The sequence below is a fragment of the Pseudomonas sp. S3E12 genome (assembly GCF_001702295.1).
Classification (GTDB): Bacteria; Pseudomonadota; Gammaproteobacteria; order Pseudomonadales; family Pseudomonadaceae; genus Aquipseudomonas; species Aquipseudomonas marginalis.
On sequence record NZ_MBDT01000008.1, the window covers coordinates 50,717 to 77,686 of the forward strand.

Consider the following 26,970-nt stretch of genomic DNA (forward strand, 5'->3'; position numbering starts at 1 on the left):
CAACGATTCGATGAATCAGATCAATCCAGCAGCGCCAGCGCCTGCGCGGTGACTTCCTGGATGCGGGCCCAGTCGCCGTTCTTGACCCACTCCGGGTCAAGCATCCAGCTACCGCCCACGCACATCACGTTTTTCAACGCCATGTAGCTCTTGATATTGGCCGGGCCGACGCCGCCGGTCGGGCAGAATTTCACTTCGCCGAACGGGCCGCCCAGGGCCTTGATCGCGGCAACACCGCCGCTGACCTCGGCCGGGAACAGTTTGAAGCGGCGGTAGCCCAGGCCGTAGCCTTCCATGATGCCGGAGGCGTTGCTGATGCCTGGCAGCAGCGGGATCGGGCTGTGTACCGAGGCTTCCAGCAGGTCGCGGGTGATGCCGGGGGTGACGATAAATTGCGAACCGGCGACTTCCGCCGCTTCAAGCATGTGGCGGTCGAGCACGGTGCCGGCGCCGGTGCACAGTTCAGGCCGCTGCTCACGCAGCACCTGAATGGCCTTGAGGCCGAACTCGGAACGCAAGGTCACTTCCAATGCGGTCAAACCACCGGCTGCCAGGGCATCGGCCAGCGGCAGGATGTCCTGCTCGCGAGCGATGGTGATCACCGGCAGGATCCGCGCCTTGGCGCAGAGGCTGTCGATCAGGGCAACTTTATCCGCCATGGACACGGTCGGTTGAGGGCTTTTCATAGCGGCTGATCCTTGGCTCATGGGCACCAGTAAATCTCTAAAGTAGGTTGCAAAAACGCGCGAATCGGCATGGCAGCAACGTCGTCACTGGCCAGCGCGGCGCTCAAGGTGGTCAATTTCGAACTGCCGGAAATCGACAGCGCGGTGTAGTGGGCGGTGGCCAGCAATGCGCGACTCATGGTCAGGCGCTGGTGCGGCACGGTCGGCGCCAGCATCGGCCAGCAACGGCGGGTACCGTCGGCCTGCAGTGCAGCGGCGAGGTTCGGGCTGTTGGGAAACAGCGATGCGGTGTGGCCGTCATCGCCCATGCCCAGCACCAGCACATCAATGGCCGGCAGCTCGGCCAGCAGGCGATCGGCCTGCTCGGCAGCGTCTTCAAGGTTGGCGGCGGCGCTGTACAGGCTGAGGAACCTGGCCTTGGCCGCCGGGCCTTGCAACAGGTGCTGCTTCAACAGGCCGGCATTGCTGTCGGCGTGTTCCACCGGCACCCAGCGCTCATCGGCCAGGGTGATGGTGACCTTGGACCAGTCCAGGCCTTGCTTGGCCAGGTTCTGGAAAAACGCCACGGGGCTGCGGCCACCGGACACCACCAAGGTCGCTTCGCCACGGGCACTGATGGCCGCGCGCAGTTGTTCAGCCACGTCGTTGGCCAGGCCGTCCGCCAGCAGCACAGGCGTGCGGTACTCGTGGGCAGTCACGCCCCGAGGCAGTTTCAATTCAGATATCGCCATACCAAGACCTCCCATCCCGCGTGATCAGTGCAATCGAGCTCATCGGCCCCCAGGACCCCGCCGCATACGGCTTGGGCGCATCACCGGATTTTTTCCACCCGGCGATCAACTGGTCACACCACTTCCACGCGGCTTCGATTTCATCTTTGCGAACAAACAGGTTCTGATTGCCGCGCATCACTTCCAACAGCAAACGCTCGTAGGCATCGGGGATGCGCGCGCTGCGGTAGGTATCGGAAAAATTCAGTTGCAATGGCCCGCTGCGCAGTTGCATGCCTTTGTCCAGACCCTGCTCCTTGGTCATCACGCGCAAGGAAATACCTTCGTCCGGCTGCAGGCGGATGATCAACTTGTTGCTGATCTGCAGGCGCTGTTCGGGGGCGAAGATGTAGTGGGACGGTTCCTTGAAGTGGATGACGATCTGCGACAGCTTCTGCGGCATGCGCTTGCCGGTGCGCAGGTAGAACGGCACCCCGGCCCAACGCCAGTTACGAATATCGGCGCGCAGGGCGACGAAGGTCTCGGTGTCGCTCTGGGTGTTGGAGTTCTCTTCTTCCAGGTAACCGGGCACCGGCTTGCCGGCGCTGTAGCCGGCGATGTACTGGCCACGCACCACTTGAGTGGTAAGGCCATCCGGGCTGATCGGCGCCAGGGCCTTGAGCACCTTGACCTTCTCGTCACGGATGCTGTCGGCGGACAAGTCGGCCGGCGGGTCCATGGCGATCAGGCAAAGCAGTTGCAGCAAGTGGTTCTGGATCATGTCGCGCAGCTGGCCGGCCTTGTCGAAATAGCCCCAACGGCCTTCGATGCCGACCTGCTCGGCCACGGTGATTTCCACATGGGAAATGTAGTTCTGGTTCCACTGGGTTTCGAACAGGCTATTGGCGAAACGCAGGGCGATCAGGTTCTGGACGGTCTCTTTGCCCAGGTAGTGGTCGATACGGTAGGTGCGGTTTTCCGGGAAGAACTGCGCCACGGCGTCGTTGACCTTGCGCGAGGATTCCAGGTCCGACCCGATGGGTTTCTCCAGCACGACGCGGGTGTTTTCCGCCAGGCCGACCTTGGACAGGTTCTCGCAGATCGCACCGTACACCGCCGCAGGCGTGGCGAAGTAGGCAATCAGGCGTTGCTCGGTGCCGGCCTTTTCCGCCAGGGCCACGTAGTCATCGGCTTTCAGGAAGTCGACGTGGACATAGGTCAGGCGCGCCAGGAAACGCTGGGCGATGCTCTCGTCCAGTTCCTTGCCGACGTATTTACGCAATTCTTTTTCGATATGGGCCAGGTGTTGCTGCTCGGAACCGGCTTCCCGGGCCAGGGCCAGGATACGGGTATCGTCGTGCAGGAGCCCGGCGCCATCGAGTTGATAGAGGGCAGGAAATAACTTGCGCAGCGCCAGATCACCCAAGGCGCCAAACAGGGCAAAGGTGCAGGGTTCTACGGTTATCGAAGGCATGATGTTTGTTCTTTTATCAAGTTAAGCTACAAATACCTTTTTTCAAGGCATCACTCAAGGAAAAATGTAGTAATAACCACAACATTTTCCCGAAATACGCATTCCGAGTGGTGGTGTTCAGCTACCCTCAGTAGGATAGGCCACCGCAAAAGGCCACTCGTCGATTGGTTGCCACCCTTTATTTGCATCGTCGCCCGAAGGAAAGACTGAATGGACCGCGTGCGAAATCTTCTGGAACAGATCCGGAACCGCCTCGAAGAATTGAACAAGGCTGAGAAAAAAGTGGCCGAGGTCATCCTGCTCAACCCGCAGCAGGCGACCCGCTTCTCCATCGCAGCCCTCGCCCAGGCCGCCTCGGTCAGTGAACCGACGGTCAACCGTTTCTGCCGTTCGTTCGGCGTCAGCGGTTACCCTGAACTTAAATTGCAGTTGGCGCAAAGCCTGGCCAGTGGCGCAGCGTACGTCAGCCGCGCCGTGGAGGCCGATGATAACCCCGAGGCCTACACCCAGAAGATCTTTGGCAGCGCCATCGCCTCGCTGGACGCCGCCTGCCAGGCCCTGGACCCGGCCCTGATCAGCAAGGCCGTGGACCTGTTGATCCAGGCGCGGCAGATCCACTTCTTCGGCCTGGGCGCTTCGGCGCCGGTGGCCATGGACGCGCTGCACAAGTTTTTCCGCTTCAACCTGGCGGTCACCGCCCACGCCGACGTGCTGATGCAACGCATGATCGCCTCGGTGGCCCACACGGGCGAGCTGTTCGTGATCATTTCCTACACCGGGCGCACCCGTGAGCTGGTGGAAGTGGCGCGTATCGCCCGGGAAAACGGTGCGTCGGTGCTGGGCGTAACCGCCGAGAACTCGCCGCTGGCCAAGGCCAGTACCGTAAGCCTGAACATTCCGCTGCCCGAAGACACCGACATCTATATGCCGATGACCTCACGGATCATTCAGTTGACGGTGCTGGATGTGCTGGCCACCGGCATGACCTTGCGCCGCGGGGTAGATTTCCAGCCGCATTTGCGCAAGATCAAAGAGAGCTTGAATGACAGCCGGTATCCGGTGGGGGATGAGTTCAACTAAGCCAGCCTGTGTGCTGGCTTCACTGGCCTCATCGGGGACGATTCGACTTGCCCCCGATGAGGCCATAAGCCACGACGCTAGACTCCCGCCCGTGCCTGCAAACTGAGATGCGCCCGCTCCCCCGGCGCCAAACTGGCCCCCGCCATTGCCGACTCCACGCACACAAACCCCGACGCCTCGTTGAAGCTCACCCCCAGCAGCGGCCGGCTGCCCGGATGCCATACGACGGTGTCGGCGCTGTCGCCGGTATCAATGCACAATTCACGCTGCCAGGCGTGATCCTTGAGGTGCAGTTCACCATCGTGCTGGAACACCCGCTGGCACCCGCCATCCACTCGCAACTCGCCTTCCTGCTGGCACGCCTGGCGATTGAGCTGGTCGTAACCGTGCGCGCCGTCGAGCCCAGACAGCGCTATCTCATCGACGTGACCAATACGCCAGTAAGCGTGCAAAGCATGGCTCAACTGGCACGGCAACTCGTCCTGATGCTCGGTGCTCAGGCGCAGTTCCAGGGTGTCGCCCAGGTGCGCGTGCAGGTCGACCTGCCAGTCGCACAGCTGCAATTGCCAGTGCAGGCGCACGCCGTCGTCGTCGCTGCTGCTGTCGAGCAGCTTCCAGTCGATCAACCGCGCCCAACCATGGGACGGCCATGCGTTTTCGCTCGGATGGCGGCCATACCACGGCCAGCACACCGGTATGCCGCCACGGATGGCGCCGACTTGCGGCCACTTGGCTGCGCACCACAGCCAGGGTTTCTGGCCACGGGGCTGAAAGTGCAACAGTTGCGCGCCCTGGCGACTGAACACCGCCTGGCACAGCGGATGGTCGATCACCAACACGTCGCGCATCTGAAAGCGCTCCCAGGCGAACACCGGACGCTCGCGCAGGGATTTGAAAAAGCGTTGCAGCGGTTGCTCATGCATGTGCCACGGTCCTGAATATCGTCACAGTGCCACTCAAAAAAAAGCGGATAGCCATGGCTACCCGCAAAATGCGCACAGAGAGAAGGAGCTTATCGCAACAGCGTTAGAACGTAGACTGAATTTTCAGGCCCGCCACCAGCGCGTTGTCGACTTTATCCACGCCGCCCGGTTGGACAACGTATTGCAGGTTGGGACGCACGGTCAGCCAGTTGGTGACGTGGAAGCCGTAGTTGATTTCGAAGTTGTACTCGGTTTCGCGGATCGGCGAGAACAGCGGGTTGTCGTAGTCGGCCACGCCGTTGGCGGCATTCAGCAGTTCGGCGTTTTTCTTCACGTCATCGTTGACGTGCAGACGCGCAGCACCAATGCCGACGTCATCTTTTGGACGCGCGTCGAATGGGCCTTTGTACACCAGCATCAACGACTGGTAGTTGTCGACCAGGTTGGTTTCCTTGTCGTGGAAGGTCGCGTTGGCGGCGATGTTCAAGCCACGGGAAGCGTCGCCGTTATGGGTGGTGAGTTGCTGCTGGGCAACGAACCAGTAGCCTTTTTTGCTGCTGCGGGTACGGTAGGCCGCACCGGTGGTGGCAGCATCGTTGCCATTGACGTCTTCACGAACGTCAGCAGCATCGGCGGCGCTCTTGTAGTAACCCACACGGTATTCGCCCGGCAGGTTATTCACCTTCGGCGACCAGACCAACTCCACCGGAATCACGGTGCCCTTGGTGCCGCTGCCGCTGAGCTTGAAGCCGTTGCCATGCTCCAGCTGCGACGGGTTCTGGTTGTACGCACCGATTTGCGCATACAGCTCAGGCGTGATGTTGTACTTCACGCGGATCGCGGCCTGGCTGACCGGCCAGTTGTACCAGGTGTTTACATAGTTGCCGACCTGGGAGCCACAGAACGACAGGTTCTGGAAGTCGCACGGGAAGGTATTGAAGTCTTCGCCTTCACCGAAGTAACCGAGCTTCACGTCCAGCTTGTTGTCGAACATCTGGTGCTGAATCCAGAACTGGGTCAGGCGCACCATGTGGCCACGACCGTAGACTTCCATGGACGAGCTCAGCGTGCCGGCACGCGGGTCGCCAATGCGGTCGTTGGAGATGTTCTGGCCATTACGGTTAGTCAGCTGGATCTTGGCCTGGGTGTTATCCCAGCCCCACAGCTTTTGCAGGTCCAGCGCCACGCCCAACCCAAACTGGTCGGAGTAACGGCCGGTCTTGTCGTCGTTGTAGCCGCCGCGCAGGTTGGCGCCCATTTCCCCTACGTAGTCAGCCTTGATGTCGATACCTTGCTCGATCAGCTTGGTACGCTCGCCGCCCCAATCACCGGTCATCCACTTGGAGTCGGCACTGAATGCATCGGCCGCCATCGCATTGGCGGACAGTACAAGGGCTGCTGCTGCTGACAGTTGGCAGATCAGCCGAGTGTTGTTGTGTTGCTTTTTCATCCCTACATCCTCGTCTTTATTGTTATTAAACTGTTTTTATCTAACGCGGGTTACTTTTTTTCATCTAAAACAACAACTTATCTACTTCAGCGACCTTTGAATTGGGCCACGTTGTCCGCATGCCCCTGTGCGGGCAATGAAGAAGCAGTGCCGAGGCGCTCGCCCGTGTTGGCGTCGAACAGCAATACCTTGGATGGATCGAATTGCAGTGTCAGGGTCTCGCCCACCTGCGGCGCCACATCAGGCGCCAAACGGCAGCAGACCTTGGTGTCATTGAGCTGCACAAACACCAGTGTGTCCGGGCCGGTCGGCTCGGTGACCTGGACCTCGGCACGAATGCTCGACGAACCATTACCCTCACCCGCCGCCAGCACGATCTGCTCCGGGCGCAGGCCCAGAATCACATCACGGTCTTCCAGGCCGGCGTCGTTCATACCCAGCGGCAATTCGCATCGCGCCTGGCCGCTGTCGAGCAGCGCCACCAACTTCCCGTCCTTGCGTTTTAGGCGCATAGGGACGAAGTTCATCGGTGGTGAACCGATAAAGCTTGCCACAAATAGGTTAGCAGGGTCGTTGTAAATTTCTTTCGGCGTGCCGAATTGTTGGATGATGCCGTCCTTCATCACCGCCACTTTATCGCCCAGGGTCATCGCTTCGATCTGGTCGTGGGTCACGTAGACGGTGGTGGTCTTGAGGCGCTGGTGCATCAGCTTCATTTCGGTACGCATCTCGACGCGCAGCTTGGCGTCGAGGTTCGACAGCGGTTCGTCGAACAGGTAGATCTTCGGCCGACGCGCCAGGGCCCGGCCCATGGCCACGCGCTGTTGCTGGCCGCCGGAGAGCTGGCCCGGCTTGCGGTTGAGCAGGTGTTCGATCTGCAGCAGCTTGGCCACGCGCGCCACTTCGGCGTCGATGTCGGCCTGGGGCATCTTGCGGATCTTGAGGCCGAACTCGATGTTCTCGCGCACGCTCATGGTCGGGTACAGCGCGTAGGACTGGAACACCATGGCGATGTCACGGTCCTTGGGGCTCATGCCGCTGACGTCCTGGTCGCCGATCATGATCGCGCCGCCGGTGATGGTCTCCAGGCCGGCGATGCAGTTCATCAGCGTGGACTTACCGCAACCCGAAGGACCGACCAGGATCAGGAACTCCCCTTCCTTGATCGACAGTTCGATGTTCTTCAAGGTGTCGGGCAGGCCGGCGCCATAGGTCTTGTTTACATTGCGAAGTTCAAGCGTAGCCATGATTACCCCTTGACCGCGCCGGCCGTCAGGCCGCGCACGAAATACTTGCCTGCGATCACATAGACCAGCAGGGTCGGCAGCCCGGCGATCATCGCCGCCGCCATATCCACGTTATATTCCTTGGCCCCGGTGCTGGTGTTGACCAGGTTGTTCAGCGCCACCGTGATGGGCTGGGAGTCGCCACTGGAGAACACCACACCGAACAGGAAGTCGTTCCAGATCTGGGTGAACTGCCAGATCAGGCAGACCATGATGATCGGCGTGGACATCGGCAGAATGATCTGACGGAAGATGGTGAAGAAACCGGCCCCGTCCAGGCGTGCCGCCTTGATCAGCGCATCCGGGATGCTCACGTAGTAGTTACGGAAGAACAGCGTGGTGAACGCCAGGCCGTACACCACGTGCACAAACACCAGGCCGGTGGTGGTGCTGGCCAGGCCCATCTTGCCGAGGGTGAACGACGCGGGCAGCAGCACGGTCTGGAACGGCAGGAAGCAGCCGAACAACAGCAAGCCGAAGAACAGCTGCGAACCACGGAAGCGCCAGAACGACAGCACATAACCGTTCAACGCACCGATGGCGGTGGAAATCAGCACGGCCGGCACGGTGATCTTGAGCGAGTTCCAGAAGTAGCCATCCACGGTGGCCCAGGCCTTGACCCAGCCGATGCCGCTGACCACGGTCGGCCAGCTCAGCAGGTTGCCGGTGCTGATGTCTTCCGGGGTCTTGAAGCTGGTGAGCAACATCACCACCAGCGGTACCAGGTACAGCAGCACAGCGAGGATCAACACCGCGTAGATCGCGATGCGGCTCAGGCTGATGGCAGGTTTGGCAGCGAGACTAGTCATTACGCTTGGTCCTCAGCTCGGAGTAGAGGTAAGGCACGATGATCGCGAGGATCGCACCGAGCATCAGGATTGCACTGGCCGAGCCCATGCCCATCTGGCCACGGCTGAAGGTGAACGAGTACATGAACATGGCGGGCAGGTCGGACGAATAGCCCGGGCCACCGGCCGTCATGGCCGCCACCAGGTCGAAGCTCTTGATCGCAATGTGCGCCAGGATCATCACCGCACTGAAAAACACCGGACGCAGGCTCGGCAGCACCACGCTCCAGTAGATGCGCGGCAGGCTTGCGCCGTCGATCTGGGCGGCACGGATGATCGACTGATCAACGCCACGCAGGCCGGCGAGGAACATCGCCATGATGAAACCGGAGGCTTGCCACACGGCGGCAATCACCAGGCAGTAGACCACGCGGTCCGGGTCGATCAGCCAGTCGAGACGGAAGCCTTCCCAGCCCCAGTCACGCAGGAGTTTGTCCAGGCCCATGCCCGGGTTGAGCAGCCATTTCCAGGCGGTACCGGTGACGATCATCGAGAGCGCCATCGGGTACAGGTAAATGGTGCGGATAAAACCTTCGCGGCGGATTTTCTGGTCGAGGAAAATCGCCAGCGTCACGCCGATCACCAGGGTGATGCCGATGAACATCCCGCCGAACAGCGCCAGGTTCTTGCTCGCCACCCACCAGCGGTCGTTGTCGAACAACCGCTCGTATTGCGCAAGACCCGCCCATTTGTAGCTTGGCAGGAACGTAGAGGTGGTGAACGAGAGCACAAACGTCCACAGGATGTAGCCGTAGAAACCCACCAACACGATGAACATGCTGGGCGCCAGCACCAGTTTGGGTAGCCAGCGCTGCAGTGCATCGAACGGCGAGGCTTTGCTGAACACAGCAACAGAACTCATGGGGAAATCCAATACAGGGAAAAAGGACTACAGAAGCACGCCTTGTGAGGGGTCAGGGATCCCCCTCACAAGGTCAACCGTTACTTGGCAGACTTGATCGCAGCGCCGAGTTTCTTGGCGGTGTCGGCCGGGTCGGCTTTCGGGTCGTTGATGTAGTTGGTCACGACATCGAAGAACGCACCTTGCACCGCCAGGGTGGTGGCCATGTTGTGCGCCATGCTTGGCTGCAGGCCGCCGGTCTTGGCGTCAGCCAGGAAGTCCTTGGCGGCGGTCTGGGCGCAGGAGTCGAAACCGTAGGAGTCCATTTTGTTCAGCATGTCGTTGCGAACAGGGATCGAGCCCTTGTTGATGCTGAACACCTTCTGGAAGTTTTCACCCAGCACGACTTTGGCGATGTCCTGCTGGCCAGCGGCAGTGCCTTTGTCTTTCTGCTTGAACACCGCCAGGGAGTCGATGTTGTAGGTGAAGGCTTTGTCGGTGCCCGGGAAGGCTACGCACTCATAGTCTTTGCCGGCGACTTTCTTGGCGGCGGTCCATTCGGACTTGGCCCAGTCACCCATGATCTGCATACCGGCCTTGCCGTTGATGACCTTGCCTGCTTCGAGGTTCCAGTCCTGGCCTTTGCCGTCGACGTCCATATAGGTCGCGACTTTCTTCAGCTCGGTCAGGGACTTGACCATTTCCGGGCCGGTCAGCGCAGCGTTATCCAGGTCGACCAGGGCTTTCTTGTAGCCATCGGCGCCCATTACCGACAGGACCACCGCTTCGAACACGGTGCTGTCCTGCCAAGGCTGGCCACCGTGGGCAAGCGGGATGAAGCCCGCGGCCTTGAGCTTGTCGCCGGCGGCGTAGAATTCTTCGAGGGTGGTCGGGTTCTTGGTGATACCGGCTTTCTTGAAGACTTCCGGGTTGATCCACAGCCAGTTCACGCGGTGGATGTTGACCGGTACGGCAACGTAGTCGCCGTCGTACTTCACGGTGTCGGAGACTTTCTTGTCGAGCAGGGAATCCCATTTTTCGTCTTTGGCGACGGACTTCAGGACGTCGGTGTCGAGCAGGCCGGTGGACGCCCATTCCTGGATGTCGGGGCCTTTGATCTGGGCAACGCCTGGCGGGTTGCCGGCGACCGCGCGGCTTTTCAGCACGGTCATGGCCGTGGCGCCTCCGCCACCTGCGACGGCGCCGTCTTTCCAGGTGAAGCCGTCTTTCTCGACTTGGGCCTTCAGGACATCTACAGCCGCTTTTTCGCCACCCGAGGTCCACCAATGCACAACTTCAACCGTCCCTTTGGAGTCGGCGGCAAATGCACTGAGGGGAAACAACGAGGCAACGGAAATAGCTACGGCGAGGCGATTAATCGCGTTCATCTGAATACCTTTTCTTGTTGTTATGCATGCAAGTCTGGAGCTTGCGCTGCACGGAGTTTAAACATGGTTTTTTCGAGCACAGGTAACAAAGGGATGCACAAATGTCACCACTTGGTGACATAACACCCAGCGCCTAAAGCGCTGGCCATGCTCGGTGCCAGGGGCAGTGCAGGCAGCACGACCGCTTGCCAGGCATGGTACAGGTCCGGTTTACCGCCCCAGATGGTGCTGCTGGGCTGGTTGTGGGGGCTGAGTTCGTGGTGCCAGCTGCCGTGGAGGCGGTCGATGAAATGGGTGTCGCAAAATTCCCAGAAACGCCGGTACCAGGTTTCGTAATGCAGCTCACCCGTGCGTTTGAGCAAGGCCTGGGCAGCGGCGCTGGCTTCGGCGTGGGTCCAGTGCAGGCGCTCGCGCACGACCGGGCGGTGGTTCCAGTCCAGGGTGTAGACGATACCGGGGGCGCCATCCACGGCCCAGGCATAGTCGCAGGCGCTGGCGAACAGGCCCTTGGCGGCGCTCAGCAGCCAGTCCGGCGTGGCCAGCCCGGCCTGCAGGCGCGCGGCTTCCAGGTGCAGCACCAGCCGCGCCCACTCAAAGCCATGGCCAGGGGTGATGCCATACGGGCGGAAGCCATCGGCGGGGTTGTCTTCGTTGTAATCGAGCAGGGGTTTCCATTGCGCGTCGAAATGCTCGATCACCATGAACTGGTTGGCGGCGGCGTGCGTATGAATCACTCGTTCGACGATGCGCAGGGCGCGGTCCAGCCAACGTGTGTCGGCGGTGACATCGGCCAGGGCCAGGAAGGCTTCGGTGGCGTGCATGTTGCTGTTGGCACCGCGATAGGCTTCGACGCCGCTCCAGTCCCGGGCGAAGGATTCGAGCATCACGCCCTCCTCTTCGCTCCAGAAGAACTGGTCGATGATATGGATGGCGTCGTTCAGCAGATTTTTCGCACCGGGCGCGCCTGCCACCACTGCCGAGCTGGCAGCCAGGGCGACAAACGCATGCAGGTAGGCCGCCTTGCCGGTGTTGCCGTCCAGGGCCTGGGGCGCGGCGAACCAGCCACCGTGTTGGCTGTCACGTAAAGGTCCGCCCAGGGCCGCAACACCGTGCGCCACCAATTCGGCATAACCCGGCAAGCCCATGGCATGGGCCATGGCGAAGCTGTGGGTCATGCGCGCGGTATTCATGGTTTCGGCGTGGGCATCGGCTGGCAACTGGCCTTTGTCGTCGAGGTTGCCAAACCCCTCAGGCAGACGGGAGGCCTTGGCGAATGCCAGCAGGCGCTGGCCTTCGGCGGCGAGCCAGGCGTGATGGGCAGGTGCATTCAGCCAACTGCTGGCAGGCAGTGGTTGCGTGGTCATGGGTGGCCCTTATTATTGTTTGTGGGATGACCGGAGTCTAAACAAGGGCGAGGTGGGGGCAAGTAACGAAGGGGATGGGAAATGTCACCAGGCGGTGACATTCAAGCCGCTAGGCGGCCTGTGGCGAGCAAGCTTGCCACAGGCCCGATATTACTGGCCGAGCGGCGTGACAGCCGCCGGCGCATTCAGGCGCTGATTCAGGTTCTGCACCTGGCTCTGCAAGGTGGTGATATTGCGGGTGGTCTGGATGCGGAACACGTCGAACTCCTTGTTGGTCGGCGCATCGCTGTTGGCCGGCTGGCTGTCCTGGGCGCTTTTGAGTACCACGAGATCCTGCTCGAGACGGGCGATGGCTGCGCTCGGATTGCCTTGTTTTTTCAAGGCAGCCACATCAGCGACCAACTCCTTTATCTCGGTATCGCGCTTGCCGGCATCGCCCTGCGCAGCCTTCAGGGTGGCCACTGCATCGGTCAAGGCTTGCACCTGGCCCTGCAGCTTGGCATTGGCGCTCGACAGCTCAGTGGTGCTGGCAGTCATTTGCGCCAGGCGCTTGTCCAGCTCGGTGGCCTGGCCGGCAACGCCGAGTTGCTGCTTGCCCTGCTCCAGCAACTGGGTTTCCAGCTGTTTGATCTGCAGTTTCAGTGCTTCGCTGCCGTTGTTCACATTGGCTTCACTGGCTACGACCTTGCCGGAAATGTCCTGCAGGCGCCCTGCCGCTTCTTCGCTGATGCGCGCAAAGCTTTCCTGGGTGGCTACCAACTGCTGGCCCATCAGGGAAATCTGCTGGAAGCTCCACCAGGCCAGGCCGGCGAAGGCGATCAACAGCGCGCCGATCAATGCCCACAGCGGGCCGGTGCTGGCGCCCTTGACCTTGACCACGGGCGTGTTGCGCGAACGCACCGAGGTGGCCGGGGAAGGTTCGAAATCATCGTCATCCCCAAGATCGGCCCGCAGGCTGGGAATGTTGTCGAAATCGTCTTTGGCATCGTTACGCATGAATCAACCCTGAATCGGTGAGTTAGCTGGCTGGAAAGCCGAGCGACGGGAGTATAAACCCCAACTCCGTCGCGTTGATCGACCCGGAACCTGGAATTCGGTTCCCGATGTGTTGCCTGTTGTGACCTTATTTGAACCCGGGATCCTGGGCCTTCCACCAACTGCAGAATTCGTCGAGGGCGGTCCACAGGCTGACCTTGGGCTCGTAATCCAGATAATGCCTGGCCCGGCTGATGTCGAGGGTGAAATCTTTGTTCATTACCTGCATGCCCAGGCGCGATAACGCCGGCTCCGGACGACCGGGCCACATTGCGCAAAAGGCTTCGTTAAGCGCCGCCACGCTGTAGGACAAGCCGTAGGAGCGATAACGGGTCACCTGGGGCATCTCCATTTGGCGCATCACGTAATTGACCACATCCCACACCGGCACCGGCGTGCCGTTGCTGATGTTGTAGGCCTTGCCCAGGGCCGAACCGGTGGCCAGCAAACTGCTGAGCAGCGCTTCGTTGAGGTTGTGCACACTGGTGAAGTCGACCTTGTTGAGACCATCGCCGACGATAGCCAGGCGGTTCTTGCGCTGCATCTTCAACAGGCGCGGGAAAATACTCATGTCACCGGCACCGGTGACGAACCGCGGACGCAGGGCCAGCACCTCGAGGCCAAACTCCTGGGCGCCGAACACTTTCTGTTCGGCCAGGTACTTCGTGGCCGCATAGGGATGCTTGAAGCGCTTGGGGACTTGCTCTTCGGTCAACCCGAGGTGATCGCGCCCGTCGAAGTAGATCGACGGCGACGACAGGTGCACCAGACGGCCCACGCGCTGCTTGAGGCAGGCTTCCACGACGTTTTCAGTCACCAGCACGTTGCCCTGATGGAAGTCCTGGTACTTCCCCCACAAGCCCACGGCGCCTGCACAATGCACCACGGCTTCGACATCGCGGCACAGGTCGCGCACCAGGTCGGCGTCACTCAAGTCACCCTGGATAAACTCGGCACCGCGCCGAACCAGGTGCTCCACACCCTCGGCGCGCCGCCCGTTGACCCGCACGTCCAGGCCCTGCTCCAGGGCGAAACGCGCAAAGCGCCCGCCGATGAAGCCGCTTGCGCCGGTGACCAGAATCTTCATGTATTACCCCGTGTTCTTTCATTTTTCATCGCTGTTGCCTTGACGACCGCCATCAGTCCAACGGCACCAACCATTGTCCACAGGCTTGGGCCAGGTGGTCGGTCAACAGGCCCAACAGCTGCCCGCCGCTGCGCCAATGATGCCAGTACAACGGCACATCGATGGGCTTATCTGGCATCAACTCGACCAGCACGCCTTTTTCCAGCTGGTCGCGCACCTGCAGTTCAGGCACCAGCCCCCAGCCGAGCCCGGCTTCCGCAAGGCGGAGAAAGCCTTCGGACGATGGGCATAAATGGTGTTCGAAACCACCGTCCACACCCAGAGACGCCAAATAGCGATGCTGCAGGAAATCATCCGGGCCAAACACCAGCGCCGGTGTGCGCGCCAGTTGGTCGGCACGTACACCTTCGGGGAAATGCCGTGCAACAAATGCCGGGCTGGCCAACGCCCGATAACGCATGGCGCCGAGCAACAGGCTGCGGGCACCGGCCACCGGGCGTTCACTGGCGCAAATGCAGGCCGCTACCTCGCCGGCACGCATGCGCTTGAGCCCCACCGTCTGGTCTTCTACGACCAGATCCAGCAGCAAATGCTGCTCGGCACAAAAATCGCTCACCGCCTCGGCCCACCAAGTGGCCAGGCTGTCGGCATTCAGGGCGATGCGCAGGCGCTCAGGCATGCCTTCTTCGTCCAGCGCCGGCACCTGGCTTTGCAGGTCGCGCTCCAGCAGCCGCACCTGCTGCACATGGTTAAGCAAACGTCGACCGATATCGGTGGGCGTCGGCGGCGTAACCCGCACCAGCACCGGCTGGCCGATGCGTGCTTCCAATAACTTGATGCGCTGGGAAATCGCCGATTGCGACAGCCCCAATACCTGGGCACCGCGCTCGAAGCCGGCCTGTTCCACCACCGCCGCCAGGGCAGAAAGCAATTTATAGTCGAACATCAGTTTCTCTAATGAGCGATCAGCAATATTGGTTTTTCTTATACAGCCTGGGCCATGAGAATAGCCAGCATCGCTTCTCTCTTTATAAGGACCTTCACCATGGCTGGCGAAACCGCCCTGGCAACCCTACTGCGCAGTATGAGCCCGCAGCTCAATGACGGTGACTACGTGTTCTGCACCCTGCCTGACCATCGTATACCGGCCGGTTGCGAGGCCATCGGCAGCTTTCGCGAACAGGAAGGCCTGACCCTGATTCTGGAGCGCCGGCAGGCGGAACAGGCAGGGCTGGCATTCGACTACATCGCCGCGTGGATCACCCTGAATGTGCATTCAGCGCTGCAAGCCGTGGGCCTGACGGCCGCCTTCGCCAGCGCACTCGGCAAAGCCGGCATCAGCTGCAACGTGATCGCCGGCTACTACCACGACCACCTGTTCGTCGGCCGCGCGGATGCCGAGCGAGCCATGGACGTATTGCGGCAACTGGCAGCGACTTCGGAGTAATGGTTATGTGGCAAAGCTATCTGAACGGATTATTGGTGGCCCTGGGGTTGATCATGGCCATCGGCACGCAAAACGCATTTGTATTGGCGCAAAGCCTGCGCCGTGAACATCACCTGCCGGTAGCGGCATTGTGCGTGGTGTGCGACGCCTTGCTCGTGGCAGCCGGGGTATTCGGCCTGGCGACGGTACTGGCACAAAACCCGCTGCTGCTGGCAATTGCCCGCTGGGGCGGCGCCGCGTTCCTGCTGTGGTACGGCACCCTGGCGCTGCGCCGGGCGTTTTCGACACAGGGCCTGGAGCAAGGGGGCGACCTCAAGGTCCGCTCATTGCGCGCCGTATTGCTCAGTGCCCTGGCGGTCACGTTGCTCAATCCTCATGTGTATCTGGACACGGTGCTGCTGATCGGCTCGCTGGGCGCGCAACAAACCGAACCCGGCGCCTACGTGGCCGGGGCCGCGAGTGCATCGTTGCTGTGGTTCGCCACCCTGGCGCTCGGCGCGGCCTGGTTGGCGCCGTGGCTGGCACGCCCGGCGACATGGCGCCTGTTGGACCTGTTGGTAGCGGTAATGATGTTCAGCGTGGCCTATCAATTGATCAGCGCCTGATGAATATTCCAAAACGCTCTGGAACCTCTATCCCACACAGTTGTTGCGTGGTTTTGCCGCACCCCCGGTGCTATGATCCGGACCCTGCGCCGCAAAGAGTACAAACTCCCCGGCGCTTGTTTGGCCGCCCGTGATCGGCCTTGCGCTCACCGCAACTGACCTGATTAGGAGAATCATCATGGCTTTCGAATTGCCGCCGCTGCCCTACGCACACGATGCCCTGCAGCCGCACATCTCCAAGGAAACCTTGGAATACCACCACGACAAGCACCACAACACCTATGTCGTGAACCTGAACAACCTGGTGCCAGGCACCGAGTTCGAAGGCAAGACCCTGGAAGAAATCGTCAAGTCTTCTTCGGGCGGCATCTTCAACAACGCCGCTCAGGTCTGGAACCACACCTTCTACTGGAACTGCCTGGCACCCAACGCCGGCGGCCAACCTACCGGCGCGCTGGCTGAAGCCATCAACGCCGCGTTCGGTTCGTTCGACAAGTTCAAGGAAGAATTCACCAAGACGTCCGTTGGCACCTTCGGTTCCGGTTGGGGCTGGCTGGTGAAAAAGGCTGACGGTTCCCTGGCCCTGGCCAGCACCATCGGCGCCGGCAACCCGCTGACCAGCGGCGACACCCCGCTGCTGACCTGCGACGTGTGGGAACACGCCTACTACATCGACTACCGCAACGTGCGTCCAAAGTATGTGGAAGCGTTCTGGAACCTGGTCAACTGGAAGTTCGTGGCTGAGCAGTTCGAAGGCAAGACCTTCACTGCCTAAGCGACGCTTGCAGTAGAAAGAGCCCGGCGAATGTGCCGGGCTTTTTTATGGGCGCGGTTTAACCGCAAGGGCATGCAAAGACCCATGGAACTCAACGATAAGAAATGACCACCCAGGCGGCAGGAGGAATGTCCCTCTTAATTGATGTAGGAGAGTTTAATTATGGCAATCGCAGGCGCAGCAGCAGCAGCAGCCCCAATAATCTCAACCGCCGCCCCGATGGCGATAGACCTCGGGCTTAAAACCTTAAGAATGGCAATCGACACAGGCTCGTCGCTGGCTCAATCCATGGCAAACGCGCAGAAAGATAATCCAAACCAGGTACCAGCCGGGTAAAAGCCGCAGCGTTCGCTTCTCAGGGCTTCCAGGGAAGCGAAAACCGCAGCTTCTTCACCGCCATCGCTCGCCTGATTGAACCCCCTCTCCATGTCACCCCGCGCCCGCCAACACCACCCGCCCCAGGCTCACCCAGCGCCCCAAAGTACCGTAAGCCGCAATGTCCCTTTGACTGGCATCACCAGATTGCCAATACTCATGGCATATTGAAGGCCACCCGCATGAGACAAGGAATGCCCCTTTGAAGCTGGAACTCAAAAACAGCTTGTCGGTGAAGTTGCTACGGGTCGTGCTGCTGTCGGCGTTGATCGTGGGCGTGACGCTGAGCGTGGCGCAGATCGTTTTCGATGCCTACAAGACGCGCCAGGCCGTAGCCGGTGATGCCCAGCGCATCCTCGACATGTTTCGCGACCCCTCGACCCAGGCCGTCTATAGCCTGGACCGCGAGATGGGCATGCAGGTGATAGAGGGGCTGTTCCAGGACGAGGCGGTGCGCATGGCCTCCATCGGCCATCCCAACGAAACCATGCTGGCAGAAAAAAGCCGCGCCTTGCAGCACTCCCCCAGCCGCTGGCTCACCGACCTGATTCTTGGCCAGGAACGCACCTTTACCACCGCCTTGGTCGGCAAAGGCCCCTACAGCGAGTATTACGGCGACCTGAGCATTACCCTCGATACCGCCACGTACGGCCAGGGCTTTATTGTCAGTTCGGTGATCATCTTCATTTCCGGCGTGTTACGCGCCTTGGCCATGGGCCTGGTGTTGTACCTGGTGTACCACTGGCTGCTGACCAAGCCGCTGTCGCGGATTATCGAACACCTGACATCGATCAACCCGGACCGCCCCAGCGAGCACAAGATCCCGCAACTCAAGGGCCACGAGCGCAACGAATTGGGGTTGTGGATCAACACCGCCAACCAGTTGCTCGAATCCATCGAGCGCAACACCCACCTGCGCCATGAGGCGGAATCCAGCCTGCTGCGCATGGCCCAGTACGATTTTCTCACCGGCCTGCCCAACCGCCAGAAACTGCAGGAGCAACTGGACAAGATCCTCATCGACGCCGGCCGCCGCCAGCGCCGCGTAGCAGTGCTGTGCGTGGGACTGGATGACTTCAAAAGCGTCAACGAGCAGTTCACCTACCAGGCCGGCGACAAATTGCTGCTGGCCCTGGCCGACCGTCTGCGCGCCCACAGCGGTCGCCTCGGCGCCCTCGCCCGCCTGGGGGGCGACCAGTTCGCGCTGGTACAGGCCGATATCGACCAGCCTTACGAAGCGGCCGAACTGGCGCAAAGTATCCTCGACGACCTGGAGGCGGAGTTCGCCCTCGACCACGAGGAAATTCGCCTGCGCGCCACCATCGGCATCACCTTGTTTCCCGAAGATGGCGACAGCACCGAGAAGCTGCTGCAAAAAGCCGAACAGACCATGACCTTGGCCAAGAGCCGCTCTCGCAACCGCTATCAGTTCTATATCGCCAGCGTCGACAGCGAAATGCGCCGCCGCCGCGAGCTGGAAAAAGACCTGCGCGACGCCCTCAGCCGCGACCAGTTCCACCTGGTCTACCAGCCGCAGATCAGCTATCGCGACCAGCGTGTGGTAGGCGTGGAAGCCCTGATCCGCTGGCAGCACCCGGAACACGGGCTGGTGCCGCCGGACCTGTTCATTCCGCTGGCAGAACAGAACGGCACCATTATTCCGATTGGCGAATGGGTACTGGACCAGGCCTGTCGACAATTGCGCGAATGGCATGACCTGGGCTTCACCGAACTGCGCATGGCGGTCAACCTGTCCACCGTGCAGTTGCACCACACCGAGCTGCCACGGGTGGTCAACAACCTGATGCAGATCTACCGCCTGCCGCCGCGCAGCCTGGAGCTGGAAGTCACCGAGACCGGCCTGATGGAAGACATCAGCACCGCCGCCCAACACCTGTTGAGCCTGCGCCGCTCCGGGGCATTGATCGCGATTGATGATTTCGGCACCGGCTATTCCTCCTTGAGCTATTTGAAAAGCCTGCCCCTGGACAAGATCAAGATCGACAAAAGCTTCGTCCAGGACCTGCTGGACGACGATGACGATGCCACCATCGTTCGCGCCATTATCCAACTGGGCAAAAGCCTGGGCATGCAGGTCATCGCGGAGGGCGTGGAAACCGCGGAGCAGGAGGCCTACATCATCTCCGAGGGTTGCCATGAAGGTCAGGGTTACTACTACAGCAAACCCCTGCCGGCCCGGGAGTTGGCGGCTTTTTTGAAGCAGGCCGAGCGCAATGGCGCGGCCATTCTCTGACCGGGCAAAACGATACTGAATATTTCCCGCGTATAACCCTTTACACAAAATGCAAATCTTTCGCATTATGTCGCAGTTTTGCGCGACCCCCGCGCGCCCATCAACAACCGAAGCAGGATGTTCGCCATGATTCGTATGCCCCTGGCCACCGCCAGTCTGCTGGCCATTGCCATTTCTCTCGCCGGTTGCGGCGAAGGTAAAGACAAGCCCGCAGCAAACCAGGCGCCGACCCCGGCTGCCAGCACCACCGCTCCAGCGGCTGCCACCCCTGCCGGCCAGGTCGACGAAGCGGCCGCCAAGGCCGTGGTTGCGCATTACGCCGACATGGTCTTCGCGGTGTACAGCGATGCCGAGTCCACGGCAAAAACCCTGCAAACCGCAATTGACGCCTTCCTCGCCAAGCCGAACGACGAAACCCTGAAAGCCGCCCGCGCCGCCTGGGTTGCCGCGCGCGTTCCGTACCTGCAGAGCGAAGTGTTCCGCTTCGGCAACACCATCATCGACGACTGGGAAGGTCAGGTGAATGCCTGGCCCCTGGACGAAGGCCTGATCGACTACGTCGACACATCCTACGAGCACGCCCTGGGTAACCCGGGCGCTACCGCCAACATCATCGCCAACACCGAGATCCAGGTCGGCGAAGATAAGGTCGACGTGAAGGACATCACCCCGGAAAAACTCGCCAGCCTCAATGAGCTGGGCGGTTCCGAAGCCAACGTCGCCACCGGCTACCACGCCATCGAATTCCTGCTCTGGGGCCAGGACCTGAACGGCACCGGCCCAGGCGCCGGCAACCGCCCTGCGTCGGACTACCTGACCGGCGACGGCGCAACCGGCGGCCACAACGAGCGCCGCCGCGCCTACCTGACCGCCGTGACCCAACTGCTGGTCAGCGACCTGCAGGAAATGGTCGGCAACTGGAAACCCAACGTCGAAGACAACTACCGCGCCACCCTGGAGGCAGAACCTGCCACCGACGGCCTGCGCAAAATGTTGTTCGGCATGGGCAGCCTGTCCCTGGGCGAGCTGGCCGGTGAGCGTATGAAGGTTTCCCTGGAAGCCAACTCGCCGGAAGACGAACAGGACTGCTTCAGCGACAACACCCATTACTCGCACTTCTACGACGCCAAGGGCATCCGCAACGTCTACCTGGGCGAGTACACCCGCGTCGACGGCACCAAACTGACCGGCGCCAGCCTGTCGTCCCTGGTGGCCAAGGCCGACCCGGCTGCCGATACCGCGCTGAAAGCGGACTTGGCGGCGACCGAAGCGAAAATCCAGGTCATGGTTGATCATGCCAACAAGGGTGAACACTACGACCAGTTGATCGCGGCCGGTAACGACGCGGGCAACCAGATCGTGCGTGACGCCATCGCCGCCCTGGTCAAGCAGACCGGTTCGATCGAGGCCGCGGCAGGCAAGCTGGGCATCAGCGACCTGAACCCGGATAACGCTGATCACGAATTCTGATCAGTGCGGTGTTGAATGAGGCGGCCTTCGGGTCGCCTTTTTTTACCTGCCTTTCACAGTAGTACCACCACTCCCTCCCACATTTGATTTGCGTCGCTTTCAAGGCCCGGTTTACATGCCCGGCACCCCAGGTAGAATGGCGCCTCTGCCCTATTTCGAGCTCACTTCATGGCGTTGCCGACCCTACGCATCATCGGTTTCATCATCGGCATCTTCCTGATCACCCTTGCGATCGCCATGGTCGTGCCCATGGCCACCCTGGTGATTTTCGAACGGACCAGCGACCTGCCCTCGTTCCTCTGGGCCAGCCTGATCACTTTTGTCGCCGGGCTTGCCCTGGTGATTCCCGGGCGTCCCGAACACGTGCACCTGCGTCCGCGAGACATGTACCTGCTCACGGTCAGCAGTTGGGTGGTGGTATGCGTATTCGCCGCGCTGCCGTTCCTGCTGACCCAGCACATCAGCTACACCGACTCGTTTTTCGAAAGCATGTCAGGTATCACCGCCACCGGTTCCACGGTGCTGAGCGGCCTGGACACCCTGTCCCCCGGCATTCTGATGTGGCGCTCGCTGCTGCACTGGCTCGGCGGCATCGGCTTTATCGGCATGGCGGTGGCGATCCTGCCGCTGCTGCGTATCGGTGGCATGCGCCTGTTCCAGACCGAATCCTCGGACCGCTCGGAGAAGGTCATGCCCCGCTCGCACATGGTGGCGCGGCTGATCGTGGCGGCCTACGTCGGCATCACCATCCTCGGCAGCCTGGCGTTCTGGTGGGCCGGCATGGGCCTGTTCGATGCGATCAACCATGCGATGTCGGCGATTTCCACCGGTGGGTTTTCCACCTCCGACGAATCCCTGGCGCACTGGAAACAACCGGCGGTGCACTGGGTGGCGGTGGTGGTGATGATCCTCGGCAGCTTGCCGTTCACCTTGTACGTGGCCACCTTGCGGGGTAATCGCAAGGCATTGATCAAGGATCAGCAAGTACAGGGCTTGCTCGGTTTGTTGCTGGTGACCTGGCTGGTGCTCGGCACCTGGTACTGGTGGACCACCAACCTGCATTGGCTGGATGCCCTGCGCCATGTGGCGTTGAACGTCACATCGGTAGTAACCACCACCGGTTTTGCACTGGGGGACTACAGCCTGTGGGGCAATTTCTCACTGATGCTGTTTTTCTACCTGGGCTTCATCGGTGGCTGTTCCGGCTCCACGGCGGGCGGGATCAAGATTTTCCGCTTCCAGGTCGCCTATATCCTGCTCAAGGCCAACTTGAACCAACTGATTCACCCGCGCGCGGTGATCAAGCAGAAGTACAACGGCCACCGCCTCGACGAAGAGATCGTGCGTTCGATCCTGACCTTTTCGTTTTTCTTCGCTATCACCATCTGCGCCATCGCCCTGGCCTTGTCGCTGCTGGGCCTGGACTGGATGACCGCACTCACCGGCGCCGCCAGCACCGTGTCCGGCGTCGGCCCGGGCCTGGGGGAAACCATTGGCCCGGCCGGCAACTTCGCCAGCCTGCCGGATGCGGCCAAGTGGATCCTGTCCCTGGGCATGCTGCTGGGCCGGCTGGAAATCATCACAGTCTTTGTTCTGTGCATTCCTGCATTCTGGCGTCACTGACCGTCGACGCATCCTGCAGCCGCGCCCGGTATTCGCCGGGCGTGGCATCGAACCAGCGGCGAAACGCGCGAAAGAAGTTGCTCGGGTCGGCAAAGCCCAGCAGGTAGGCAATCTCCAACAGGGTCATGCTCGGCTGCGCCAGGTACTGCTCGGCCAGTTCGCGGCGGGTGTCGTCGAGCAGGGTCTGGAAACTTGTGCCTTCTTCCTGCAGGCGCCGCTGCAAGGTGCGCTGGGACAGGTGCAGGGTCTGGGCCACCACTTCGCGCTTGGGCTCGCCCTGGGGCAGCAGTCGGCACAGCACCTGCCGCGCCTTGTGGGTCACACGGCTTTCGGAGAACCGCGCCAGGTACTCACCGGCAAATCGATCGTGCAACAGCGCCATGGCCTCGTTGGCCGTGGGCAGCGGCGCGTCCATGTCGGCGCGCTCAAAGATCAGCGCGTCATACGGCGCATCGAACTCCAGCGGGGCATGGAACGCTTGTTTATAAGGGGCCAGGTCTTCCGGTTGATTGCCCTGCAACAGCACTTTGCGGGGTTGCAGGGTCCGCCCGGTGAGCCAGCCGCACAGCGCCAACGCACAGGCCAGGGAGGCTTCGGCGCTTTGCCGCGTCGGCGGAAGATGATCGCCATGCACCGTCAGAATCAGTGCATAGCCTTCAGGTAATAGTCGAAAACTCAAGTCGGCGCTTTCGGCGATGATCCGCTGGTAACGCACCAGACGCATAAAGCCTTCGGCCAGGGTGTTACTGGACATCAAGGCGTAACCGGCCACATGAAACGACGCCGGGCGCACCACCTTGCCCATGTTCAGGCCAATCGCCGGGTTGCCCGACAGCTCGACCGCGCGCTGCCACAGGCGGGTCATGGAGTCTTGCGGGAACCGTGCATCGGGGTCACTCAGGGCGGCGTAGTCCAGGCCCAGTTGCTTGAACAAGGCGCGGCAATCCAGGCCGTCCATTTCCAGTGCCTTGACTATCCCCATCGCCCAGCTTGCAGAAGTTGTTCGTTCGCTCATGGCGTCTTCTTAATAAAGCAGGCTCAAAACGGCAGCCAGGAAAGCCAAGGATACTAAAGTGGCATCTATTGTCACTGGCTGTTACCACTGATCACTCTAGACTCAAATAAGCTCCCCGCCGAACATCTGTTGGGCGGCACAACAATCAAAGGGCCGGCCACAGTGGAAAACCTCAAGCGATTCAATAGCTTTGCCGAGTTTTACCCCTATTACCTGACTGAGCACGGCAACAGCACCTGCCGGCGCCTGCACTTTATCGGCACTACCCTGGTGATCGGCATCCTGGCCTATGCCATCGGCCGAGGCTCACTGGGGCTATTATTGGCCGTGCCGATTGCCGGTTACAGTTTTGCCTGGATCGGGCACTTCTTCTTCGAAAAGAACCGTCCGGCGACCTTCCAGCACCCGTTCTACAGCTTGCTCGGGGATTTTGTGATGTACCGCGACATGATCCTGGGCAAGGTGCCGTTCTGAGCGATGTGACCTCTTGTCACTTGCGTAAAAACGATAAAAGGTTCGTACACCCGGCGATATAAAAGTCTTTTTGTCATTTACAGTGCTGTATCCTGCCAAGGCTTTTTGAGAGCGCGGAATCACCTGCGATTGAAAAAACAGACTTTGCGAGGAGCGACGACGATGCACGAGATACCTAATCTCCCCTTCCCAAGCCTGCACGAAACTGAGCAGCCAACACCGCAGCAGGCCAGCGCAAAGCAGCCTGAGGCCAAAGAAGCAAAACCAGTCGACAGCAAGAGCCAGGACTGACGCCGTACCAGACCGTGTGGAAAGCGTACCTTTGAACGCTTTCCACACTGCCTGAATCACCCCCGAGGTACCCGCCATGACAGACACCCTCCCGGACACCGCCGTACTCGACACCGCCCTGCAGATGGTCGATGTGTGGAACCGCCTCAGCGCGGACAAACAAGCCTTGCTGCTCAAGCGCTTCGGCACCCAGGAAAACGCCCTGGCCGCCCTGGTCACCACCCAGTTACTCGCCCCCCTTCAAGCCTGACGTCTTTTTGATCTGACGTTTTTGCGTTTTACCGCCCTGCGCACGCCCAAGCCCCGGTATCATTAGCAGCCTATCTTTACCTGCTGCGACAGTGGACCTCTCCCATGCCAGATACCCAGCGCCCCATGGCGGTCACGCTGCAAGTTGTTTCCATCGTGTTGTTCACCTTTATCGGCTACCTGAATATCGGCATTCCCCTGGCCGTGTTGCCGGGCTATGTCCACAGTGAACTGGGCTACGGCGCGGTGATCGCCGGCCTGGTAATCAGCGTGCAGTACCTGGCCACGCTGCTGAGCCGCCCGTATGCGGGCAAAATCATCGATAACCTGGGCAGTAAGCGGGCGGTGCTGATCGGCCTGGTGGGCTGCGGCGCGAGCGGCGTGTTCATGTTGCTTGCGGCGTGGTTTTCAAGCGTGCCGGCCGTCAGCCTGGCCAGCCTGCTCATCGGTCGATTGGTACTGGGCAGCGCAGAAAGCCTGGTGGGCTCAGGTGCCATCGGCTGGGGCATCGGCCGGGTGGGCGCGGCCAATACCGCCAAGGTCATTTCGTGGAACGGCATCGCCAGTTACGGCGCGCTGGCGGTCGGTGCGCCGTTGGGTGTGCTGCTGGTGAGGCATTTCGGACTGTGGAGCATGGGTGTCAGCATTATCCTGCTGGCGGTCGTCGGCGTGCTGCTGGCCTGGAACAAAGTGGCCGCGCCGATTGTGGCCGGTGTGCGCCTGCCGTTCATGAACGTCCTGGGCCGAGTCCTGCCCCACGGCTGCGCGCTGGCCCTGGGCTCCATCGGCTTTGGCACCATCGCCACCTTTATCACCCTGTATTACACCACCCAGCATTGGGATAACGCGGTGTGGGCATTGAGCCTGTTCGGCGCCAGCTTTATCGGTGCACGCCTGCTGTTCGGCAACTTGATCAACCGTATCGGCGGCTTTCGCGTGGCGATCGCCTGCCTGTCGGTGGAGATCCTCGGCCTGCTGCTGTTGTGGCTGGCGCCGGATGCCAACCTGGCCCTGGCCGGCGCGGCGTTGAGTGGGTTCGGCTTTTCCCTGGTGTTTCCGGCGCTGGGGGTGGAGGCGGTCAACCTGGTGCCCGCGTCCAGCCGTGGTTCGGCGGTGGGCGCCTATTCGCTGTTTATCGACCTGTCGCTGGGCATTACCGGGCCGCTGGCCGGGGCCGTGGCGGCAGGTTTCGGTTTTGCGTCGATCTTCCTGTTCGCCGCCCTCGCCGCCCTCGGTGGGCTGCTGCTGAGTGTCTACCTGTACCGGCAAGCACCCAAGGCCCGCGAAACGCGCGATGCCTAGAAATCAACCTTGCCGCGCCCGGCCTTGATGCTGCCGCGCTTGGTCTTGGATTCCAGGCGACGCTTTTTCGAGCCCAGGGTGGGCTTGGTCGGGCGGCGCTTCTTCTCGACCTTGGTGGCACTGAGGATCAGCTCCACCAGGCGTTCCAGCGCGTCGGCGCGGTTCTGTTCCTGGGTCCGGTACTGCTGGGCCTTGAGCACCAGCACGCCTTCGCTGGTGATACGGCTGTCACGCAGTGCCAGCAGTCGCTCCTTGTAGAACGCCGGCAGCGACGACGCCGGAATATCAAACCGCAGGTGCACCGCGCTCGACACCTTGTTGACGTTCTGCCCGCCGGCGCCCTGGGCGCGGATGGCGGTCAGCTCGATTTCGGCATCGGGCAGGTGCACGTTGTTGGAAATAACCAGCATCACTCAATAAACCCTAGACAACAGACACGCCCAATCAGGACAACAACCTCAACAACAAGGACGCATGACAATGAAAATACTGTTGATCACTTTGCTCGGCACCTTATCACTCATTCAAACGTCACTGTCCTTTGCAGATAACGCCAATGGCAAAAACCTCTATTCACAGCGCTGCGCCATGTGCCACGGGCCAGACCTCAAGGCAACGGGGCCGTTGGCCAGGAAAAGCAACCCGCCTACACCTGACCTGACAACCCCAGCCTTCAAAAAACGGCTGGCGGCTTATCCGGGCGTGATTGTGTCGTCGGTCATACTTCGCCCGAATGGAGACCTGATCCCAAAAACGCTGCGCGAGAATGGGGTGAAAGTCGCGCCGCATGCCTGGAACGTTAAGGATTTTCGCGACTTGAATGAATACATGAGCGGTGTGATTTCAAAAAGTTGACGGCTTCAAAATGCAAAACCCCGCGCCCTATGCAGGATGCGGGGTTTTCCAGGTAGGCGCCTG

26 protein-coding genes are annotated in these 26,970 nt (G+C 60.9%); 11 read left to right on the forward strand and 15 right to left on the reverse strand.

The genetic code is table 11. From position 1 onward, the window contains the following. Positions 1–20: 20 nt before the first annotated feature. The 3 genes from BB029_RS10415 to zwf are packed head-to-tail and all read right to left on the reverse strand — an operon-like array spanning position 21 to position 2,870. Entirely contained in the window at positions 21–686 is a 666-nt protein-coding gene (locus BB029_RS10415; protein WP_026067364.1) for a bifunctional 4-hydroxy-2-oxoglutarate aldolase/2-dehydro-3-deoxy-phosphogluconate aldolase, read from the reverse strand. Positions 687–703: 17 nt separating this feature from the next. Then, positions 704–1,417 carry a 6-phosphogluconolactonase gene (pgl, locus tag BB029_RS10420; RefSeq protein ID WP_027605597.1) on the reverse strand — a complete coding sequence of 238 codons (714 nt, stop codon included), beginning with the start codon at positions 1,415–1,417 and terminating at the stop codon, positions 704–706. Continuing rightward, entirely contained in the window at positions 1,404–2,870 is a 1,467-nt protein-coding gene (gene zwf, locus BB029_RS10425) for a glucose-6-phosphate dehydrogenase (RefSeq protein WP_065939134.1), read from the reverse strand. Before zwf ends, pgl begins: the two co-directional genes overlap by 14 nt. A 219-nt stretch (positions 2,871–3,089) precedes the next feature. Here zwf and BB029_RS10430 point away from each other — a divergent pair, with 219 nt between their 5' ends. Beyond that, positions 3,090–3,950, forward strand: a complete 861-nt coding sequence (locus tag BB029_RS10430) for a MurR/RpiR family transcriptional regulator (RefSeq protein WP_169898656.1) — start codon at positions 3,090–3,092, stop codon at positions 3,948–3,950. 77 nt (positions 3,951–4,027) lie between these two features. On the opposite strand, the gene BB029_RS10435 is transcribed toward BB029_RS10430, so the two are convergent. The 10 genes from BB029_RS10435 to BB029_RS10480 form a co-directional block, all read right to left on the reverse strand. Further along, positions 4,028–4,873 carry a D-hexose-6-phosphate mutarotase gene (locus BB029_RS10435; RefSeq protein WP_065939135.1) on the reverse strand — a complete coding sequence of 282 codons (846 nt, stop codon included), beginning with the start codon at positions 4,871–4,873 and terminating at the stop codon, positions 4,028–4,030. Positions 4,874–4,976: 103 nt separating this feature from the next. After that, entirely contained in the window at positions 4,977–6,323 is a 1,347-nt protein-coding gene (locus BB029_RS10440; protein WP_027605594.1) for a carbohydrate porin, read from the reverse strand. A gap of 86 nt (positions 6,324–6,409) precedes the next feature. Continuing rightward, a complete protein-coding gene (locus BB029_RS10445; RefSeq protein WP_065939136.1) occupies positions 6,410–7,570 on the reverse strand; it encodes an ABC transporter ATP-binding protein in 1,161 nt (386 codons plus the stop codon). A 2-nt stretch (positions 7,571–7,572) separates the two neighbouring features. Then, positions 7,573–8,418 carry a carbohydrate ABC transporter permease gene (locus tag BB029_RS10450; RefSeq protein ID WP_027605592.1) on the reverse strand — a complete coding sequence of 282 codons (846 nt, stop codon included), beginning with the start codon at positions 8,416–8,418 and terminating at the stop codon, positions 7,573–7,575. Then, positions 8,411–9,319 carry a carbohydrate ABC transporter permease gene (locus BB029_RS10455; RefSeq protein WP_003175732.1) on the reverse strand — a complete coding sequence of 303 codons (909 nt, stop codon included), beginning with the start codon at positions 9,317–9,319 and terminating at the stop codon, positions 8,411–8,413. Before BB029_RS10455 ends, BB029_RS10450 begins: the two co-directional genes overlap by 8 nt. Positions 9,320–9,399: 80 nt before the next feature. Further along, positions 9,400–10,686, reverse strand: a complete 1,287-nt coding sequence (locus BB029_RS10460) for an ABC transporter substrate-binding protein (protein WP_027605591.1) — start codon at positions 10,684–10,686, stop codon at positions 9,400–9,402. A gap of 104 nt (positions 10,687–10,790) precedes the next feature. Further along, complete coding sequence (locus BB029_RS10465) at positions 10,791–12,050, reverse strand: AGE family epimerase/isomerase (protein WP_065939137.1); 1,260 nt, start codon at positions 12,048–12,050, stop codon at positions 10,791–10,793. Between the two features lie 150 nt (positions 12,051–12,200). Continuing rightward, the gene (locus BB029_RS10470; RefSeq protein ID WP_065925930.1) at positions 12,201–13,046 is read right to left on the reverse strand and encodes an ATPase; all 846 of its coding nucleotides are present in this window, start codon (positions 13,044–13,046) and stop codon (positions 12,201–12,203) included. Positions 13,047–13,173: 127 nt separating this feature from the next. Further along, positions 13,174–14,172: an NAD(P)-dependent oxidoreductase gene (locus tag BB029_RS10475; protein WP_065939138.1), complete on the reverse strand. Its 999-nt coding sequence runs from the start codon at positions 14,170–14,172 to the stop codon at positions 13,174–13,176. 52 nt (positions 14,173–14,224) lie between these two features. Continuing rightward, a complete protein-coding gene (locus BB029_RS10480; RefSeq protein ID WP_065939139.1) occupies positions 14,225–15,118 on the reverse strand; it encodes a LysR family transcriptional regulator ArgP in 894 nt (297 codons plus the stop codon). Between the two features lie 99 nt (positions 15,119–15,217). Between BB029_RS10480 and BB029_RS10485 the strand changes: the two genes are divergently transcribed. From BB029_RS10485 to BB029_RS10510, 6 genes are all read left to right on the forward strand, one after another. Further along, positions 15,218–15,619, forward strand: a complete 402-nt coding sequence (locus tag BB029_RS10485; protein WP_027605586.1) for an ACT domain-containing protein — start codon at positions 15,218–15,220, stop codon at positions 15,617–15,619. A gap of 5 nt (positions 15,620–15,624) precedes the next feature. After that, positions 15,625–16,224, forward strand: a complete 600-nt coding sequence (locus BB029_RS10490; protein ID WP_027605585.1) for a LysE/ArgO family amino acid transporter — start codon at positions 15,625–15,627, stop codon at positions 16,222–16,224. A 178-nt stretch (positions 16,225–16,402) separates the two neighbouring features. Next, positions 16,403–16,999 (forward strand): superoxide dismutase, encoded by a 597-nt coding sequence (locus BB029_RS10495; protein ID WP_003212997.1) that lies wholly within the window; start codon positions 16,403–16,405, stop codon positions 16,997–16,999. A 577-nt stretch (positions 17,000–17,576) separates the two neighbouring features. Then, entirely contained in the window at positions 17,577–19,628 is a 2,052-nt protein-coding gene (locus BB029_RS10500; RefSeq protein ID WP_065939140.1) for a bifunctional diguanylate cyclase/phosphodiesterase, read from the forward strand. A 126-nt stretch (positions 19,629–19,754) separates the two neighbouring features. Next, entirely contained in the window at positions 19,755–21,098 is a 1,344-nt protein-coding gene (locus BB029_RS10505; protein ID WP_065939141.1) for an imelysin family protein, read from the forward strand. A gap of 168 nt (positions 21,099–21,266) precedes the next feature. Further along, positions 21,267–22,721, forward strand: coding sequence for a TrkH family potassium uptake protein (locus tag BB029_RS10510; protein ID WP_027605582.1), 1,455 nt, complete (start codon positions 21,267–21,269; stop codon positions 22,719–22,721). On the opposite strand, the gene BB029_RS10515 is transcribed toward BB029_RS10510, so the two are convergent. Beyond that, positions 22,678–23,736 carry an AraC family transcriptional regulator gene (locus BB029_RS10515; RefSeq protein ID WP_065939142.1) on the reverse strand — a complete coding sequence of 353 codons (1,059 nt, stop codon included), beginning with the start codon at positions 23,734–23,736 and terminating at the stop codon, positions 22,678–22,680. The genes BB029_RS10510 and BB029_RS10515 overlap by 44 nt on opposite strands. 162 nt (positions 23,737–23,898) lie before the next feature. Between BB029_RS10515 and BB029_RS10520 the strand changes: the two genes are divergently transcribed. From BB029_RS10520 to BB029_RS10525, 3 genes are all read left to right on the forward strand, one after another. Continuing rightward, positions 23,899–24,210, forward strand: coding sequence for a DUF962 domain-containing protein (locus BB029_RS10520; protein WP_027605580.1), 312 nt, complete (start codon positions 23,899–23,901; stop codon positions 24,208–24,210). Positions 24,211–24,577: 367 nt separating this feature from the next. Next, positions 24,578–24,751, forward strand: coding sequence for a hypothetical protein (locus tag BB029_RS33185; protein WP_162844272.1), 174 nt, complete (start codon positions 24,578–24,580; stop codon positions 24,749–24,751). A gap of 104 nt (positions 24,752–24,855) precedes the next feature. After that, on the forward strand, positions 24,856–26,052 hold the full coding sequence (locus BB029_RS10525; protein ID WP_065939143.1) for an MFS transporter: 1,197 nt from the start codon (positions 24,856–24,858) through the stop codon (positions 26,050–26,052). Here BB029_RS10525 and arfB read toward each other — a convergent pair. Beyond that, complete coding sequence (arfB, locus tag BB029_RS10530) at positions 26,049–26,462, reverse strand: alternative ribosome rescue aminoacyl-tRNA hydrolase ArfB (protein ID WP_017139168.1); 414 nt, start codon at positions 26,460–26,462, stop codon at positions 26,049–26,051. The genes BB029_RS10525 and arfB overlap by 4 nt on opposite strands. 70 nt (positions 26,463–26,532) lie before the next feature. On the opposite strand from arfB, the gene BB029_RS10535 reads away from it, so the two are divergent. Beyond that, complete coding sequence (locus tag BB029_RS10535) at positions 26,533–26,907, forward strand: cytochrome c (protein ID WP_065939144.1); 375 nt, start codon at positions 26,533–26,535, stop codon at positions 26,905–26,907. Positions 26,908–26,970 lie beyond the last annotated feature (63 nt).